Annotated in this window: 18 protein-coding genes; 4 read left to right on the top strand and 14 right to left on the bottom strand. The window is 56.3% G+C overall.

Translation table 11 applies throughout. The annotated features are described in order from the left end of the window. Window positions 1-324, bottom strand: a 324-nt coding sequence (gene flgB / locus RMR24_RS07945) for a flagellar basal body rod protein FlgB (protein ID WP_310614544.1), incomplete at its 3' end; no start/stop codon positions are given. Between the two features lie 122 nt (window positions 325-446). Beyond that, window positions 447-1,616: a hypothetical protein gene (locus RMR24_RS07950; RefSeq protein ID WP_310614545.1), complete on the bottom strand. Its 1,170-nt coding sequence runs from the start codon at window positions 1,614-1,616 to the stop codon at window positions 447-449. Between the two features lie 109 nt (window positions 1,617-1,725). Between RMR24_RS07950 and flgA the strand changes: the two genes are divergently transcribed. From flgA to flgN, 3 genes are all read left to right on the top strand, one after another. After that, complete coding sequence (gene flgA, locus RMR24_RS07955) at window positions 1,726-2,490, top strand: flagellar basal body P-ring formation chaperone FlgA (protein WP_310614546.1); 765 nt, start codon at window positions 1,726-1,728, stop codon at window positions 2,488-2,490. Window positions 2,491-2,607: 117 nt separating this feature from the next. Then, the gene (gene flgM, locus RMR24_RS07960; RefSeq protein WP_310614547.1) at window positions 2,608-2,928 is read left to right on the top strand and encodes a flagellar biosynthesis anti-sigma factor FlgM; all 321 of its coding nucleotides are present in this window, start codon (window positions 2,608-2,610) and stop codon (window positions 2,926-2,928) included. Between the two features lie 16 nt (window positions 2,929-2,944). Beyond that, window positions 2,945-3,376 carry a flagellar export chaperone FlgN gene (gene flgN, locus RMR24_RS07965; protein ID WP_310614548.1) on the top strand — a complete coding sequence of 144 codons (432 nt, stop codon included), beginning with the start codon at window positions 2,945-2,947 and terminating at the stop codon, window positions 3,374-3,376. A 13-nt stretch (window positions 3,377-3,389) separates the two neighbouring features. Here the strand turns inward: flgN and RMR24_RS07970 are convergent, their stop codons facing one another. From RMR24_RS07970 to RMR24_RS07990, 5 genes are read right to left on the bottom strand one after another with little or no spacing between them, the layout of a single operon-like run. After that, window positions 3,390-3,677, bottom strand: coding sequence for an EscU/YscU/HrcU family type III secretion system export apparatus switch protein (locus tag RMR24_RS07970; protein WP_310614549.1), 288 nt, complete (start codon window positions 3,675-3,677; stop codon window positions 3,390-3,392). Continuing rightward, window positions 3,674-4,762: a flagellar hook-length control protein FliK gene (locus RMR24_RS07975; protein WP_310614550.1), complete on the bottom strand. Its 1,089-nt coding sequence runs from the start codon at window positions 4,760-4,762 to the stop codon at window positions 3,674-3,676. The genes RMR24_RS07970 and RMR24_RS07975 overlap by 4 nt, the downstream gene beginning before the upstream one ends. Before the next feature lie 9 nt (window positions 4,763-4,771). Continuing rightward, window positions 4,772-5,173 carry a hypothetical protein gene (locus tag RMR24_RS07980; protein ID WP_310614551.1) on the bottom strand — a complete coding sequence of 134 codons (402 nt, stop codon included), beginning with the start codon at window positions 5,171-5,173 and terminating at the stop codon, window positions 4,772-4,774. Window positions 5,174-5,195: 22 nt separating this feature from the next. Next, complete coding sequence (locus RMR24_RS07985) at window positions 5,196-6,275, bottom strand: hypothetical protein (RefSeq protein ID WP_310614552.1); 1,080 nt, start codon at window positions 6,273-6,275, stop codon at window positions 5,196-5,198. Between the two features lie 25 nt (window positions 6,276-6,300). Next, on the bottom strand, window positions 6,301-6,780 hold the full coding sequence (locus RMR24_RS07990) for an LPP20 family lipoprotein (RefSeq protein ID WP_310614553.1): 480 nt from the start codon (window positions 6,778-6,780) through the stop codon (window positions 6,301-6,303). Window positions 6,781-6,913: 133 nt separating this feature from the next. On the opposite strand from RMR24_RS07990, the gene RMR24_RS07995 reads away from it, so the two are divergent. Then, window positions 6,914-8,014: a sigma-54 dependent transcriptional regulator gene (locus RMR24_RS07995; RefSeq protein WP_310614554.1), complete on the top strand. Its 1,101-nt coding sequence runs from the start codon at window positions 6,914-6,916 to the stop codon at window positions 8,012-8,014. A 9-nt stretch (window positions 8,015-8,023) separates the two neighbouring features. Here RMR24_RS07995 and RMR24_RS08000 read toward each other — a convergent pair whose 3' ends face one another. From RMR24_RS08000 to RMR24_RS08030, 7 genes are all read right to left on the bottom strand, one after another. After that, window positions 8,024-9,058, bottom strand: coding sequence for a flagellar motor protein MotB (locus RMR24_RS08000; RefSeq protein WP_310614555.1), 1,035 nt, complete (start codon window positions 9,056-9,058; stop codon window positions 8,024-8,026). Continuing rightward, complete coding sequence (gene motA, locus RMR24_RS08005) at window positions 9,058-9,918, bottom strand: flagellar motor stator protein MotA (RefSeq protein WP_310614556.1); 861 nt, start codon at window positions 9,916-9,918, stop codon at window positions 9,058-9,060. Before motA ends, RMR24_RS08000 begins: the two co-directional genes overlap by 1 nt. Before the next feature lie 128 nt (window positions 9,919-10,046). Then, window positions 10,047-10,469 carry a flagellar export chaperone FliS gene (fliS, locus tag RMR24_RS08010; RefSeq protein WP_310614557.1) on the bottom strand — a complete coding sequence of 141 codons (423 nt, stop codon included), beginning with the start codon at window positions 10,467-10,469 and terminating at the stop codon, window positions 10,047-10,049. Window positions 10,470-10,566: 97 nt separating this feature from the next. Beyond that, entirely contained in the window at window positions 10,567-11,427 is an 861-nt protein-coding gene (locus RMR24_RS08015) for a hypothetical protein (RefSeq protein ID WP_310614558.1), read from the bottom strand. Then, a complete protein-coding gene (gene fliA / locus RMR24_RS08020) occupies window positions 11,424-12,182 on the bottom strand; it encodes an RNA polymerase sigma factor FliA (protein ID WP_310614559.1) in 759 nt (252 codons plus the stop codon). Before fliA ends, RMR24_RS08015 begins: the two co-directional genes overlap by 4 nt. Beyond that, window positions 12,179-13,006, bottom strand: a complete 828-nt coding sequence (locus tag RMR24_RS08025) for a MinD/ParA family protein (protein WP_310614560.1) — start codon at window positions 13,004-13,006, stop codon at window positions 12,179-12,181. Before RMR24_RS08025 ends, fliA begins: the two co-directional genes overlap by 4 nt. Further along, on the bottom strand, window positions 12,999-14,387 hold the full coding sequence (locus tag RMR24_RS08030; protein WP_310614561.1) for a hypothetical protein: 1,389 nt from the start codon (window positions 14,385-14,387) through the stop codon (window positions 12,999-13,001). The genes RMR24_RS08025 and RMR24_RS08030 overlap by 8 nt, the downstream gene beginning before the upstream one ends. Between the last annotated feature and the right edge of the window lie 76 nt (window positions 14,388-14,463).

Below are 14,463 nucleotides of genomic sequence, written 5' to 3' on the forward strand. Positions count from 1 at the left end.
CGCTTGGTATTCGCTGGCTGCTTTACCGTACTGGGCTTGCTCGACGTTCATCTCAACGGTGTTGCCGTCGAATGAGCTGTTGAAGGGGGTGCGAAAACGCATGCCGTTGTCCGGTGCTTCTTGCAGACCGGCGTAATGCTTTTCGTTAGTGGCCGTCAAATATTCAGTCTTGGCTTCTTTGAGCATGGCCTTGAAATCGACGTCTTGTGCTTTGTAGTTAGGCGTGTCGGCGTTGGCGATGTTGCGCGCCAGCACTTCCATGCGTTGGCTTCTCACGCCAAGCGCACGCTCGTGAATTCCGAAAGCTGATTTAAAAACGTCCATAACAAGACTCCTGTTTATTGACACATGGCCTCAAGTTGTGAGACCTCGTGTCGATTAATGCAAGAGCCGTGCCATGGCGGTTTTGACGGTTTCAGCGGCAAATGTTTGCCGCTGTCGTGAAGTTAGCGAACTTCCGAGACCGCCGCTTGTGCGGCATAGGCGCTCAAGCGAGCCGCCTGCATCGAGGGGCGTTGCGCCACCTCCGTACCCAAACGTTCATTGGCGTTTTGATGCAAACCCGCCAAGATGGAATTGCGCGTGATGGGCGCGCGCATGTCGCGGTTCACATGCAAGTAAGCCGCTTGCTGGCCTGGAATGTTCAACGCCGCATTGGGGCGCGTTTCGTTTCTAGCAGCAGGTGTGAGCACTGTTAAATACAGATCATCCAAACCCACAGGTCCAAAGTTCTTCAGGCCTGTGTCTTCAAAATATTTGTCCACCATGTCGAGTTGCTTCAACACGCTGTGGCCCAAGATCGCTTTGGGGTTGGCGCCAAAGCCTGCGCTGGCAGCACCGCGATCTGGGCCATCGCAAAACTGGATGATTCCGTGACAACGGCTGTTGGAAGCTTTGGGGTTCATGCCATCGCTCTCCATCAAGGTGAGGCGGGCAAAGTCATCGGGGGCAAAGCGGTGGTCTTGCGAGAGCTGAACAATTTTGTTCATCACAGCTTGTTTGTCTTGCGCAGGAATGAAGCCTTTTTCAATGGCGCGGTCGATGGTTTTTTCGAGCACCACGTTGCCACTGCGGTCTGAGCGCGTGAGCAATTGCACTTGGGCTGTGCCCGCCAGCGCAGTCGAGCCCATGGCGGTGTTGGTATTGAGTGTGTTGACGTTGGCAGCAGGCGTGACAGCGGGTGCAGCCGCGGCAGACAGTGCCGCCGCTTTGTTGGCCGCAATGGCTTGGTTCACCGCTTGGGCTTGCTGCAAGGAAAAGTTCAGTCCATCCAAATTCAACTTTTGACCCGGGTGGATCATGTTGGCATTGGTGATGTTGTTGGAACGGGCCACGGTTTGCGCCAAGCGCATGGCCTCGTTGTTAGAAATGTTGACACCGCGGCCGGCCATTTGCTCGCGCACGATGCCGGTCAAGGTTTGGCCTGAACGCACGGAGGTGCTCCACGCTGCCGTGCTGCCCTCGGGTGCCAGTGCGCCAGATGAGCTGGCACTGGCCATCGCACGCGTGAAAGCGGGTGCGGTGCGGGCGAACGCCAACTGACTCCGTGGCAGCTTTGGCATGCCGGAGGCGTCGGTGGTGTTCACCTGAGGGTTGTAGGACGGGTCGAGTCGCATGGGGTGCTCCGTTTAATCGGTCCTGAAAAAAAGTTGGCTTCGTTCTTGCATGAAGGCTTGGGTCTGAACTTATGTCAAAACATCCACACCGACCCGTATGACTATGCAAATGCCGTGCCTAAAAAATGCCGACACCCAGCGCTTCAAGCAGCTGGGCTTGTGGCTGGGCGCCTGCGTGCTAAGCCACGCCCAGCTTGGGTTTGCGGCCGATTTGGTGGCGACAGACACGTCTTTCGAGGCGCTGCAAAAACAAGCCCAGCAATGGGCCGCCAACCACCCTTCTTTTCAGGGCAAACAGGTGCAAGTGCTGCCTGTCGACCCACGCATCACGGTGCAAAGCTGTCAACAAAACATGCAGTTTGAGCAGCCGTTTCCCAACCAACCCGCCATTCGCGTGCGCTGTGCGCAGCCTGCTTGGCAGCTTTTTGTCAATCTGAACACAGGCCAGCCCACCACGCCGGCTAACCGCGGCAGCGCAGCAGCGCCTGTGTTGCACAAAGTGCTGGTGTCCAAAGAACTGCTCAAGCGGGGCACGGTCATCACGCCTGCGATGTTCAGCACGGCCGAGATGCCTGCGGCGGGTATGGAAAACCAAATCATTTCTGAAGCCAAATTAATTAAAAACATGGAACTGGTGCGTGACCTCACGCCCAACACCCCGCTTCGTTCGTATGACGTGAAAAACGCCGTCTTGGTCAAGCGCGGACAAGAGGTTCAGGTCACAGCGGGCGAGGGACAAGGCTTCTCCATCACCATGCGCGCGGAAGCGTTGCAAGAAGGTGGTTTAGGTGAACAAATTCGCTTAAAAAATGTCGAGTCGGGTCGATCACTCTATGGCGTGATCACTGGACCGAATGCCGCGAAACTGAGGTGAAAAGTGGTATTTAAAAAATTCTTTCAAAAAAACACTCAAGTTCTAGAATTTGAGGTCGATTGAAGTGTTGTGAAAAAGTTTTGACCTGAAATACAGGTTAGAGAAAGTGAAACCATCATGAATGACGCAATTTCAAACTACGGCCGGATGACGCAATCGAACGCTGCGCTTCGCAGCAGCATCGACAAAGTCGAAAAACGAGGCCCTTCTGCAGCGCAAGCCAAAGAAGAACTCGCACCGTCGCTGGAGAAAACAGCTTCAGCAGGAGCAGACAAAGTGAGCTTGAGCAACGTTGCCCAAAAAGTCATGGCCCAGCCAGACTTTGACCGTTCCAAAGTAGAGGCCATCAAGCAGGCGATCAAGGAAGGCAACTACCCTGTGAACCCACGCCGCATTGCCGAAAACTTTGTGGCGCTCGAAAAAATGATTTCGAACTGATCGGCACCTCACCGATATGACAATTCACGTCGCTGCTTTGGAAGGCTCCGCTTTGGAGCAGGCTAATGCCTTGGCGCAAACGCTAGAAGACATGCTCGAACAAGAGTTCGAGCATCTGAAAGTGCAAAACCTTGACGCCTTCGAAGCGTCGCAAGCCTCTAAGAACGAGCTGCTTCAGCAGCTCGCGCAGCTGGCCGGCATTCACGGACCCGAGTCTGCGGATGCACTAGGCCCTGAGTGGGATGGCTTCAAAGAACACATGGCCAACTGCCGCGACATGCATCGCCGCAACGAAGTGCTGATTGTGCGAAAGATTGACGCCATCCGAGGCGCCCTGCAAAGCATGCAAGTGCAAGACCCCGCCAGTTCAGTTGAAATTTATGACCGCTTGGGCAAAGTCTCACGCGGTCGACGCGGCGGCATGGGCCGAGGCTACGCAGAAGCCTAAAGCGTTCAAGCCTCTAAGCCTGTTTAGGCTTTTCATCCCCGGGCTGCATGCCCTTGAGCCAATACACCCACGCCAAAATCACGGCGACCGCGGTGAACATATCTTCCGGAATTTCTTGTCCCACATCGAGTCGGCTCAACATGGCCAACAAACGTGGGTCTTCGGCCACATACACGCCCTGCTTTTTGGCCTCGGCCACGATGCGACGCGCCAGCTCATCATCGCCCTTGGCGGTGAGCACAGGCGATTTGTTGCGCCCATATTCCAAGGCCACGGCTTGCATGTAGTGCTTGTCGGTCATACGCGGGTGTCAATCAGGCTGCCATGCTCGGGCGGAGGATGGGCTTCTTGCTGCTCGGGTCGCGGCGCGTTGTAGACCTGAAAACTGCCCATGTGCAGGCCGGCGCCTTCGAGCTCGTCGGTGAGATCGGGGGCGTTGAACTTGGCCAAGTCGGCCACGTCTTTGCGCAAGGCCCACATGGTGAGGTCGACCTGCGCGTTGTGGCTGATGGTGGTTTTGAGCCAGACCTCGCCCAACACACGGCTGTCGGTGTGCATGTTGACCACCAAGGGGTTTTTGGGCTGGCCAGGCTTGTTGCCTTTTTGCTCGAAGTGCAGCTCCACAGGGTCGGCATCTCGAAACGGGATGACCAGGCCAAATTGCAAATCACCTTTGTTGACGGTTTGGCTCGATTGCACTTGGGCGGCTTCTAGTTCATCCAAGGCGTGCTTGAGGCTGTCTTGGGTGTCGACACTGTCTTGGTCTTCCACGCGTTCGCGCTCGGCCATCAGCAGGCGCAACAGCACCTTGGTGCTGTCGACCACGGGCTCGCCGTCGGCCAAGCTGGCTTCGCTGGTTTTGGTGTGGCCCAAGATGAAACGCTTCAACGCCAGGGGCTGCAAGCTGCCCATGTTCAAGCGTTGGCCTTGGATGCGTTTTTTTAATTCGCCCGCTTCTATCACGGGTGGCACCAAGCCCTCCAGTACGCCGGGGCGCAGCAAGGCGAGTAAGTTGGCAAAGCCCGGGGGCTGAAACAGCAAGGTGTTCAAGCGGGTCGGCATGCCCGTGGGCACAGCCTCGGGCCCGGCAAAGTTGCCTGTGTGCAGCAGCTGCAAAGCCCACTTGCCTGTGGGTAGCAGTTGGGCACGCAATTGCGCGATGTCGCCTTCTTTGATGTAGGGGAACAAAGGCACATTAAAAGCATGCTCATTGAGTACCAACTTGAGCTGCTGGCTAACCACCTTCGCGGTGGCTTGCACCACTTGGCCATCGTGCAAACCCAGCTGACGCGCCACGGGTGCTTCCACATACGCGACGCGCATGTCCATGTGAACAGGCGCCACACGCGTGATGGCGTGAACGCCTTCAGGCCCGAGGATGGCCATGGCAGCCCCTTAGGGGAAGCGCACCCAGTTTTTGCGCTCGCTCATGTTCATGTCAGCGGTGGAATAACCACCACCACGGTGCATGCCGCTGCTGCCAGCCGCAGGACCGGGCACCATGTGGCTGCGCAACAAATCGTCGTGGTTGGGCACGTTCAACACGACGCCAGCCATCAAAGAACGAGGGGGCGATTTGGTGAAGGCTTGGGGGTTTTGCTGCACAAAGGCGTTGCGCAAAATATCGACACGCAAAGGGCTGTCGGGCATGGTTTTTTTGATGACTTTGTCCAGCGTGTCACCCGCCTCGACTTTGTAAGTGTTGTGCACGGATGGGCTGGCAGCCAGCGCCAACGCAGGGGCTGCCAAAACAAGGCAAAGAGCCCAAGCGCGAACGGAAGTGATAGGCGTGGTCATGGTCGGTTCTCCCGTCAATTTTTTAGTAGGTGTAAGGCCAAGCAACCCAGGCCCCATTGAATTTTTGTTTGCGACCAGCCACTTGTTTGATTTCGGCTTGGTAGAGCGTGACCGATTTGACTTCGGCCAACACAGCGGCGTCAAGTGCACCGGGCTCTAAGGTGTGGCGAGGCAAGACGGAGGGATCTGCAATCATGAGCTTGTCGCCCACGCGCAGGCCCGCGTTGCTGCCTGCGTTGAGGGCCAAGCGCCCTTCTTTGAGCTCCACCGCAAAGGTTTGGGGTTCGCAGGCCAACTGCTTTTCCAGCTGCTGCACCATGACGCTCACAGCGCGGCCGATGGCGGCGTTGGTGTCCGTGTCCATCTTGGGTGTGCCATAGGCTTGGGTGGGCAAGCTAGGCACCACCACCTCTTCGGCGGTGAACCAGCCTTGGCGCTGACCTGGGCCGCTGACTTGCAGGGTCAAACCGAACGCAGAAAAATCGTCAGACACACCGGCCAAGGCCACGGGCGTGACGGTGAGTTGGGCGTGCCACTGCACATATTCTTCGCCACGGCCGTGCACCAAGCGGTCATACGTGCGCGGCTGCACCTGGGTACTGATGAGACGCCAGCGTTCAGAACGCGCAGCAGATTGCAAGAGGCGCGTGCGGGCTGCGAAACCGAGTTGTTGCGCTTGGTAACGCTGAGCGGGGGCCAAGCCTTGCGACAAATCCATGCCCACGGTCATCACTTGGCGCAGGGGGGCTTTGGCTTGGGGTGCTTCACAACGGTTTGGCTGCACGGCCTCTACCGAGTTAGTAACCGCCAACTCTGCTTGGGGCTGCTTGCCTGCATCACGCACGTACTGGGAAACCTGCAAATCACGCAACTTGATTTCTGACGAAAAACGGTTGAGCTCGCGCAGCTTGCCGTCACTCTCCATCCAGCTGGTGGCGCTCACACGGGTGTTGGACTTCATGGCAACTTCCACCATGGCGCTGCGAATGGCCTGCAGGCGCTCTTCGGCACTCAGGTCAGCAGCAGCCACTGAAAAGTTGACACCCAAGGCCAACAGCAAAGCTGCCGTCAGGCTTAGGTATCGGCATGACAAAGTCCACATACGCAAAGTCTTTTGAAGGCAGGGCTTAGCGTCGGCTGCTCAGGCTGGCGACATACAAAGCACGCAGATCATTGACCACGTTGCGGTCCAGCGACATGGTGGTTTCGTAGGTGTCGTCACCCACAGGGGTGATGCTGACCAAGACGGCACCGTAAATCACGCCTTCCACTCGGGCGCGGAAGGTGTCGCTCATCACGGTCATGTCGGCCACGGTGGTGCTGGCATCGAGCTGTTGGCCATAGACCTGTTCGGTCAAGGCGCGGTAGGCGTCAAGTTTGGAGGCACGAATGGCCAGCAAACGTTGCTGGGCGGGATTGCGGTGGTTTTGAATACTAATGACCGAATAACCTGTGGCCACCAAAGTCTCGCGCTTTTGGGTCATGGGCGTGATCATGTTGGCGCTGTCGTCCATGCGGGCTTGGCCCTGCATAGGCGGAGGCGTGTTGGCGCAAGCGGTCAACAAAAGTGCGGCGGCTGTGACAGCCCAGAGGGTGGTGCGGTTCATGTCTATGTCCTTGAGAGGTCTCCCCCTTGATTCGACACAGACGCTTGTATCTTTAACAAATTGCAATACGAATACTTTTTCTGTCTTGTGCAAGTTTTGCTGTCACCGACAATCATGTGTAGGAATTTTTGACATGACACCCAAGACAAACTTCATTGGCTCCAGCGAATCAGCCGTCACACTGCGTCAGTTGGTCGCCACCATGGCCAACTCCAACGCCACCGTGATGATCACCGGCGAAAGCGGCACAGGCAAAGAGCTATTGGCTCGGTTGCTGCATGAGCAATCGGACCGCTGCGGCTCCAACTTTGTGCCGATCAACTGTGCCGCCATTCCCAAAGACTTGTTAGAAAGCGAACTGTTTGGTCACCGCAAGGGCGCTTTCACAGGCGCTGTGGCTGACCGCATAGGTCGCTTTGAGCTGGCCCATGGCGGCACCATCTTCTTGGATGAAATTGGCGACATGTCGCTGGACATGCAAGTCAAGCTGCTGCGCGTGTTGCAAGAACGCACGGTCGACCCGATTGGCGGCACCCGCCAAGTGCAAGTGGATGTGCGCGTGGTCGCAGCGACCCACCGCGATTTAGAAACCGAAATTGCAGCCGGTCGGTTCCGCGAAGACTTGTATTACCGCCTCAACGTGCTGCCCATGGTCACGCCCCCGCTGCGCGAGCGCAATGCTGACGTGGTGGAACTGCTGACCTTCTTTGCCAAAAAATGCGCGAGCTTTGGCAAGCAACCGATTCGCTTCAAACCCGACTTCATGGCGGCTTTGCAAAAGTACCCATGGCCGGGCAATGTGCGTGAGCTGTCCAACGTGGTGGACCGTTTCAGCACGCTGTATGCGGGCCAAGAGCTGGATTTGCGGGCCATCCCCCCTACCCTGCTGCCCAAAGGTTTGGTGTCGGCGCAAGCCGAGCTGCAAGCCCAAGCGCCTTTGCTGGCCAAGATGGAAATGACGCCACCACCCGAGGTGTTGGCCGAAATGAACGAGGAGCCGGAGGAAGAGGAAAACGAGATCGAGGGCCTCATCATGTTGGCCCAAGGCATGCCTCAGCTGCCGCCCGAAGGTTTGTCGCTCAAAGAGCGCATGGCGCAAATCGAGCGCAGCATCATTGAGCAAGCGCTCAGCCGCAACTCGGGCAATGTGTCTCGCACCGCCAAGTTGCTGAACTTGCAGCGCACCACCTTGATTGAAAAGATCAACAAGTACGAACTGCGCCCAGCAGCCTAAGCCGCTGGTTTAGTCTTGTTCGTTGTAGAGCACCGTGATGCTCATGCGACGGTTACGTGGGTCGCGTGGGTCTTTGGGGTTGAACGGATCCGTGTCAGCCACACCCTCAATGCGGGCAAAGCGACTTTCTTTGATACCGCTCTTCTCTAACAAAGCACGGGTCACTTCGGCACGCTCCGCCGAGAGCGACCAGTTGTTGCGGCCTTCTTTGTTGTTGAAGGGCACGCTGTCGGTGTGACCGCGAATGGCAATTTTGTTGGGCATGTCGGCCAACGAAGCCGCAATTTCACTGATCAAACTTGACGCCTTGCCCTGCATGCTCATGCCACCACTGGGGAACATGGCAAAGTCGGCTTTGTCGATGATCTCGATACGTAAACCCTGCTTGTCACGCGTGACAGACACTTGGTCTTTCAGGCCGCCGAGCTTTTTGTTTTCAGACAACTTTTGCTCAATCTCTTTTTCGAGCTTGTCAAAGTCGGCCTTTTCTTGGGCTTGGGCGATTTCTTTCTTCTGCTCAGGCGTCAGTTTGTCTGGGTCTGAGTAGGGGTTGTTGTTTTCTTGTCCAGGGTCGGTGCTGGGGTTGGGGCCACCCTCTGAGCGAGGCGTCAGGCGCTCCAACAGACCTGTTTGCTTGGCAGCAAACGGAAAGCCATCGGGATCGATGATGGATCGACCACCCAACACACCGTTGGAGCCAGCCAGCTGACCAATGGCCACCAAACTTTGTGAAGTAGGTTTGAAGTAATCGGCAATGCTTTTGCGCTGGTCTTCGTTCGACGCGCCCAGCAGCCACATCAACAAGAAGAAGGCCATCATGGCCGTCATCATGTCGGCCAACGCGATCTTCCAAGCACCACCGTGAGCGCCACCGTGGCCCTCATCAATGATTTTCTTGATGATGATGACGGGGGCTGGGGCAGCCTCTTTTTCAGCTTCGGCTTTGGCCGCTTCTTCAGCCGCTAGGGCAGCAGCCGCAGCTGCAGCCGCTGCGTCTTTTTCTGCGTCTTCGGGCGTGGCGGTGGCGTCTTTTTCGTCAGCCATTATTTCCTCAACGCGTCAAAGAGTTCGCCGAAAGTAGGTTGCGCGTGGTGGTTGATACACACACGGGCGGCTTCGATGATCAGAGGAACGGGGTAGCCATGCATGTTGCCAATGATGACTTGCTGAGCCACTTTCAAGCACTCGCTGTCTTCGTCAATGATCTGCACCAAGCGCTTACCAAACGGTTCAAAAATACCGTAGGCCAAGAACACGCCCAAGAACGTACCCACCAACGCGCCACCAATCAGGGCACCCAGCACAGGTGGTGGTTGGTCAATCGCACCCATGGTCTTCACCACACCCAACACGCAAGCCACAATACCCAGCGCAGGCAAGGCGCCAGCGAGGGTAGACAGGGCATCTGCGTTTTGCATTTCGCTGTGGTGGTGGTGTTTGATGGACGTGGTCATCACGTCTTCCACCGCATAAGGGCTCAAAGTACCTGAGGACACCACCATCAAACGGATGGTGTCGCAAATCAGGCCGACCAAACCGTGGTCATTCAGCATTTTGGGACATTCGCCAAAAATGGCACTGGCCTCGGGGTTCTCGACGTGCGATTCCATCGCCACCGCACCTTCGGCCTTGAGTGTTTTCATCAGCTTGGAGATGACCGCGATGATGGCGATGTAGTCTTCCTTGTGATAGCGAGGGCCTTTGAGCACACGACCCATGCCGCCCCAAGCGCCTTTGAAAATGGCGCCTGAGTTGCCGGTGATCATGCCACCCACGCCAGCGCCACCAATGATGAACATCTCGAATGGGGTGGCTTTGATAATGGGCGCCAAGCTACCGCCGGCGATCACGAAACCGCCGAACACGCAAATGAACAGAACGACCAAACCAATAATTGCTGACATCTAACACTCTCCCCAAGCAGGTTGGCGCACCCAAGTCAAAAACTTGGATGCGCCTAAAAATTGTCCCGAACAGCCTGCAAGATTAACTGATAAAGAAGGCAATTCTGCTTAAAAGCAGAAAAGCCCCATCAATTCATCATGCTGACAGGTCGGTTGCTCGCTGGCACCAGAGAAGGCATACCCTCCCAAGCGTCGCGAATTTCGCGCATCAAACCATGAATCTCGTCCAACACCGCCAAATCATTGTGGGCGTTGACGTGAAACAAACGACGGGTCACATAGCTGTACAACTCATTGAGGTTGTTGGCCAGATCGCCACCTTTTTCAAAATCCAAGGCACCTTGCAGGCCAATCACGATGCGGCTGGCACGTGCAATGGCTTTGGACTTTTCACCGATATTGTTATGTTGAATGTGGCCACGGGCTGTGGACAAGCTTTCCAACAAGCCATCAAACAACATTTGAATCAATTGCACATTGTTGGACGTGGCAACGCCGCTTCCGACTTTGACATCGCCGTAACTTTGAATGGCTCTTGAATTGGCTCGCATTTGATAACTCCTGTGTATTTCTTAACGTACACCAGCAGTATCGGAAGTGGCTGCGCAAACTTGAGCGGCATTCGTCATTCGGCTAACAGAATTCATCTTAAGCAGGCTTGGCCTCAGCGGCGTGTGCCTCTTCAGGCAATACCTCAGCCACAGCCTCTGGATGCATGACCGCTTCGACCGTCTCAGCGGCAACTTCTTGCCGCAATTCGTCTTCGTAGGCTTGCGCATGCTCACGGCCTTGGGCCAATTCTTCGGGCGTGAGCTCACGCTCGTCGCTGTCTTCCAACAAGCCGTTACCCAACACCTCGGCTTTGCGTGACTCATCGGTCAAGGCCAGCATGGCATCTTCGGTTTCAGGAACAGGCATGTCTTCAAACAAAAACTCAGAGAACGGCACTTCGTTGGTGATGCCCACGCGTTGGTAAAGCATGTCGACCACGCTGTCCACGGTTTGCTGCAAACGCAGCAACACTTCTGGGGTGGGGTCGTTGGCATATGTGCCAGCAAACTCCAAAGCTGAGCGGTAAATGCTGCCCAAATGCTGCGGCGGCAACCAAGACTGGATGAAGCCACGCACGGTAGAGATTTTGCGCAGCGAGCTAGGCACTTTGCTTTCGTCGCCGCCCGCCTCTTCAAGACCGTCTTTGAACGTGGACGTGATGTGCTCACGCAAAATGGGTTCGTAATGGGGGCGCAAGGCTTCGATCAGGGAGGCATCAAAGCCCTCGACCTGTTTGCCGTTCATGGCATCCCACAGCTTTTTGCCTTCGAGGCCAGAAAACAGCAAGTCACCAGGAATGTCTGCTTCAAACTCGGACATGCCAGGCATGCCAGGCGCCTCAGGCTTGGGTGCCTCGTACATCTTGGCCAAATGGTTGATCTTGTCGATGAGGTACAGCGTCAAGATGACCAAGAGCAACAAGACCCAAGAGATCATGTTCATCATGAAATTACTCATGCGCGTCTCCTTGTCTCAACCTTCTCGGTGTCTGCGGCATCACCCACTTTGAGGGTGCCGCGCAGTTTTTTGACCACAGACGACAAAATTTGGCTCACACGCGATTCACTCACGCCCAAGGTTTCGCCAATCTCTTTGAGGTTGAACTCTTCCACGTAGTAAAGCTGCATGACCAGTTGCTCGCGCTCGGGCAATTGGGCAATGGCGTCGGTCACGGCGTCCATGAACTGCGCTTCTTCCACGATCACATCGGGTTGCTGCGAAGCGTCGTCGGCAATCGTCATCACTTCTTCGGTGACGACTTCCATGGAATAGGTCTCAAAGCGTTTGGCTTTGCCGCGCTCTTTGTGAAACTCTTCCAAGTCTTTGCCCATGTACTCGGCAATTTCAGCTTGCGTGGGTGTGCGGCCCAACTCGGCTGCCAAGGCGTGCACTGTGGTGTTGTGTTCTTTGTTGAAGGCCACGGCCGAGCGAGGCAGAAACGACAAGCGTCGCACCTCGTCGAGCATGGCACCGCGCACACGGCTGTGGGCGAAGTTTTCAAACTCGATGCCTTTGACGGGGTCAAACGCGCGCGAGGCTTCGAGCAGGCCAATCATGCCTACTTGAATCAGCTCGTCGAGCTCCATGAAAGCGGGAATACGGGCCTTCAAGTGCAAGGCGACGCGCTTGACCAAGCCCAAATGGGCCATGACCAGCTCTTCGCCTTTGGGCTTGCAGGTGCCGTACATTTCGGCGGGCGTGAGGGCTCTCATTCGTCGGTCGAACTGTTTTTCATCAGTCGCTCCATGAAGAATTGCAGACCGCCCGACGGGTGGTCAATCGGACGCAAGTGCGTGCATGCCTCGGCTAAGCGCATGTAGTCACGAGCGGCGGCTGTGCCAGGGGCGAGTTCCATCACCGACTGGTATTTTTTGAGGGCGCGCAACACCATCTCGTCGTCTTCGATCGAGGTGAGGTAGTGCACCGACTCGCCCAAGAAACGCACACAGACGTCGTTGAGCTTTTTGTAAAGTTTCCAGCCTTCCGACTGGCTCTTGACCATGTTGGGCAAGAGGTAAATTTCGTCCAAGCCCATCTCTTTGCTCAAGATCTTGATGGTGCCGTAGGCGTCAGCAATGGAAGACGGATCGTCTTTCACCACGATGAAGCGGCGCTGGCAGGCGGCCAAGAAGGACAACACCGAGGGTGAAATACCGGCTGCCACGTCCACGATCAAATAATCGACATCGTCGGCCAACACACCAAACGACTGCACGATGCTGGCCGCTTGAATGTCGCTCAGGCCCGCCAGCTCTTGCATGCCCGAGGCACCCGGAATGAGCTTCACGCCTTGGCGGGTGGTGATGAGAATTTCTTGCAAGGTTTTTTGACCTGCCAAAAAGTGACCCAAGTTGTACTCAGCGCGTGCCCCGAGTGCAATTTGTGCATTGGCCAAACCGAGGTCGGCATCAAACAACATGACGCTGTGACCGAGCTGGGTAAGCGCCACCGCCAAGTTGATGGAGGTGGTGGTTTTACCGACGCCACCCTTGCCGCTAGCAATGCCGATGACTTCTGTTCTGCGTGGATTACTCATGGGTCAAGCCTGTGGTTTCGGTTTTGAATTTGGCTGCGATTTGCGCCAGTTTGGAAGTCGCCAGTTCGTTCACAGCTGACTCGCGTGCGCTTTGTTGCACTTGCTCTTCGGTTTCTGGCAATGGCAAGTTGTCGAGGGCGCATTGCACCAAGCCGGCCAAGGACACGTCTTGCACCAAGTCTGCCGTGCGGTCGCCGTGGCTGGCCACTGACACGCTCAAAGATTTGTCGGTCAAGAACTGCAACAAGGCCCAAGGCTGGTTGGACTCGTCCAACTTGCTGAGCATCAAAGAGGCCCACACGTTGTCGGCGTTGTCAAACACGCGACGGATGTTGGCGGCGGATGCGTCAGCGGGAATCACCGCGTGGCACTGCACATTGAGGTTGAAGGCGCGAATTTCGGCCAAGCGCTCGTTCATTTGGACACCAGCGGTGTCGATCAAGATGAGTTGGCGGTCGGTGTGCTCGTCGAGCAAGAGCTTCAAGGTGGATGCGTTGGTGGCGCGGAAAGAATCCACACCCGACTGAGCGCACAACAACTGAGTTTGGTTCCAAGCGCCAGCACGCTGGTCTTGGAAGCTGATGACCATGACTTTTTCGCTGCCGTGCAGTTGCGCGGCGTGTTGCGCCAAACGAGCCACCATCATCGACTTGCCAGCGCCTGATGGGCCAGCCAAAGCATGGATGCCAGACACGGGCGTTTGGGCTTTTTCTTGTTCGACGGAGTGGGCCAATTGACGGCTCAAAGCACCCATGGCATCGGCCATGTTGTTGTGGTCTTTGATGTTGTCGATCAACAAGGCGCGCAAGGCGACAGGAATGGGGGCATCGTTCAAGGCATCACGCAAGGGCGCAATGGCGGGTGGCAAGGGCATACCGCCTTGTTGCCATGCCGCCATTTGTTGGCCAAGTTTGAATTCACGGCGCAGCGAGTTAAGTTCTTCACGCACCAGCGCCACGATTTCTCGGCCACGCAGGGTGTCGTGTTCTTCGGCAGCGCGTTGGGTGGATTCGTCCACTGGCTTAGCCGCCACTTTGGCAGCGGGCTTGGCCTTGTGTGCCGCTGGCTTGGCTGACATTTCCACAAGGGGCTTGGCCACTTTGGTGGCTTGGCGCTCGCGGGCATCGCGTTTGTTTTGGTCGATGGTCTGGCCCAGCAACACGTCAAACTTGCCTGACGGCTTGCCCGATGTGGCGTATTGGGTTTTCACAAACGGATCGGCTTCCTCGGGTGTGAGGGGGGCCAGATCCACCGCCACGATCAGCTCGGTCAAACCATTGACTTGGCCGCTCGAGATGACGAGCACGTCGGGGCCGTATTGGGCCACGGCCTTTTCGTTGGCAGCGCGGATGTCGCGGGCAAGGATGCGTTTGAGTTCCATAGGGTCAGCTCACTCTGTCTTTGTTATAGGTTTACGGGTTATCGGGCTTTGGCGTCCACGGTGTGGATCACTTTGA

This window comes from Limnohabitans sp. (assembly GCF_031539105.1).
GTDB lineage: Bacteria > Pseudomonadota > Gammaproteobacteria > Burkholderiales > Burkholderiaceae_C > Limnohabitans.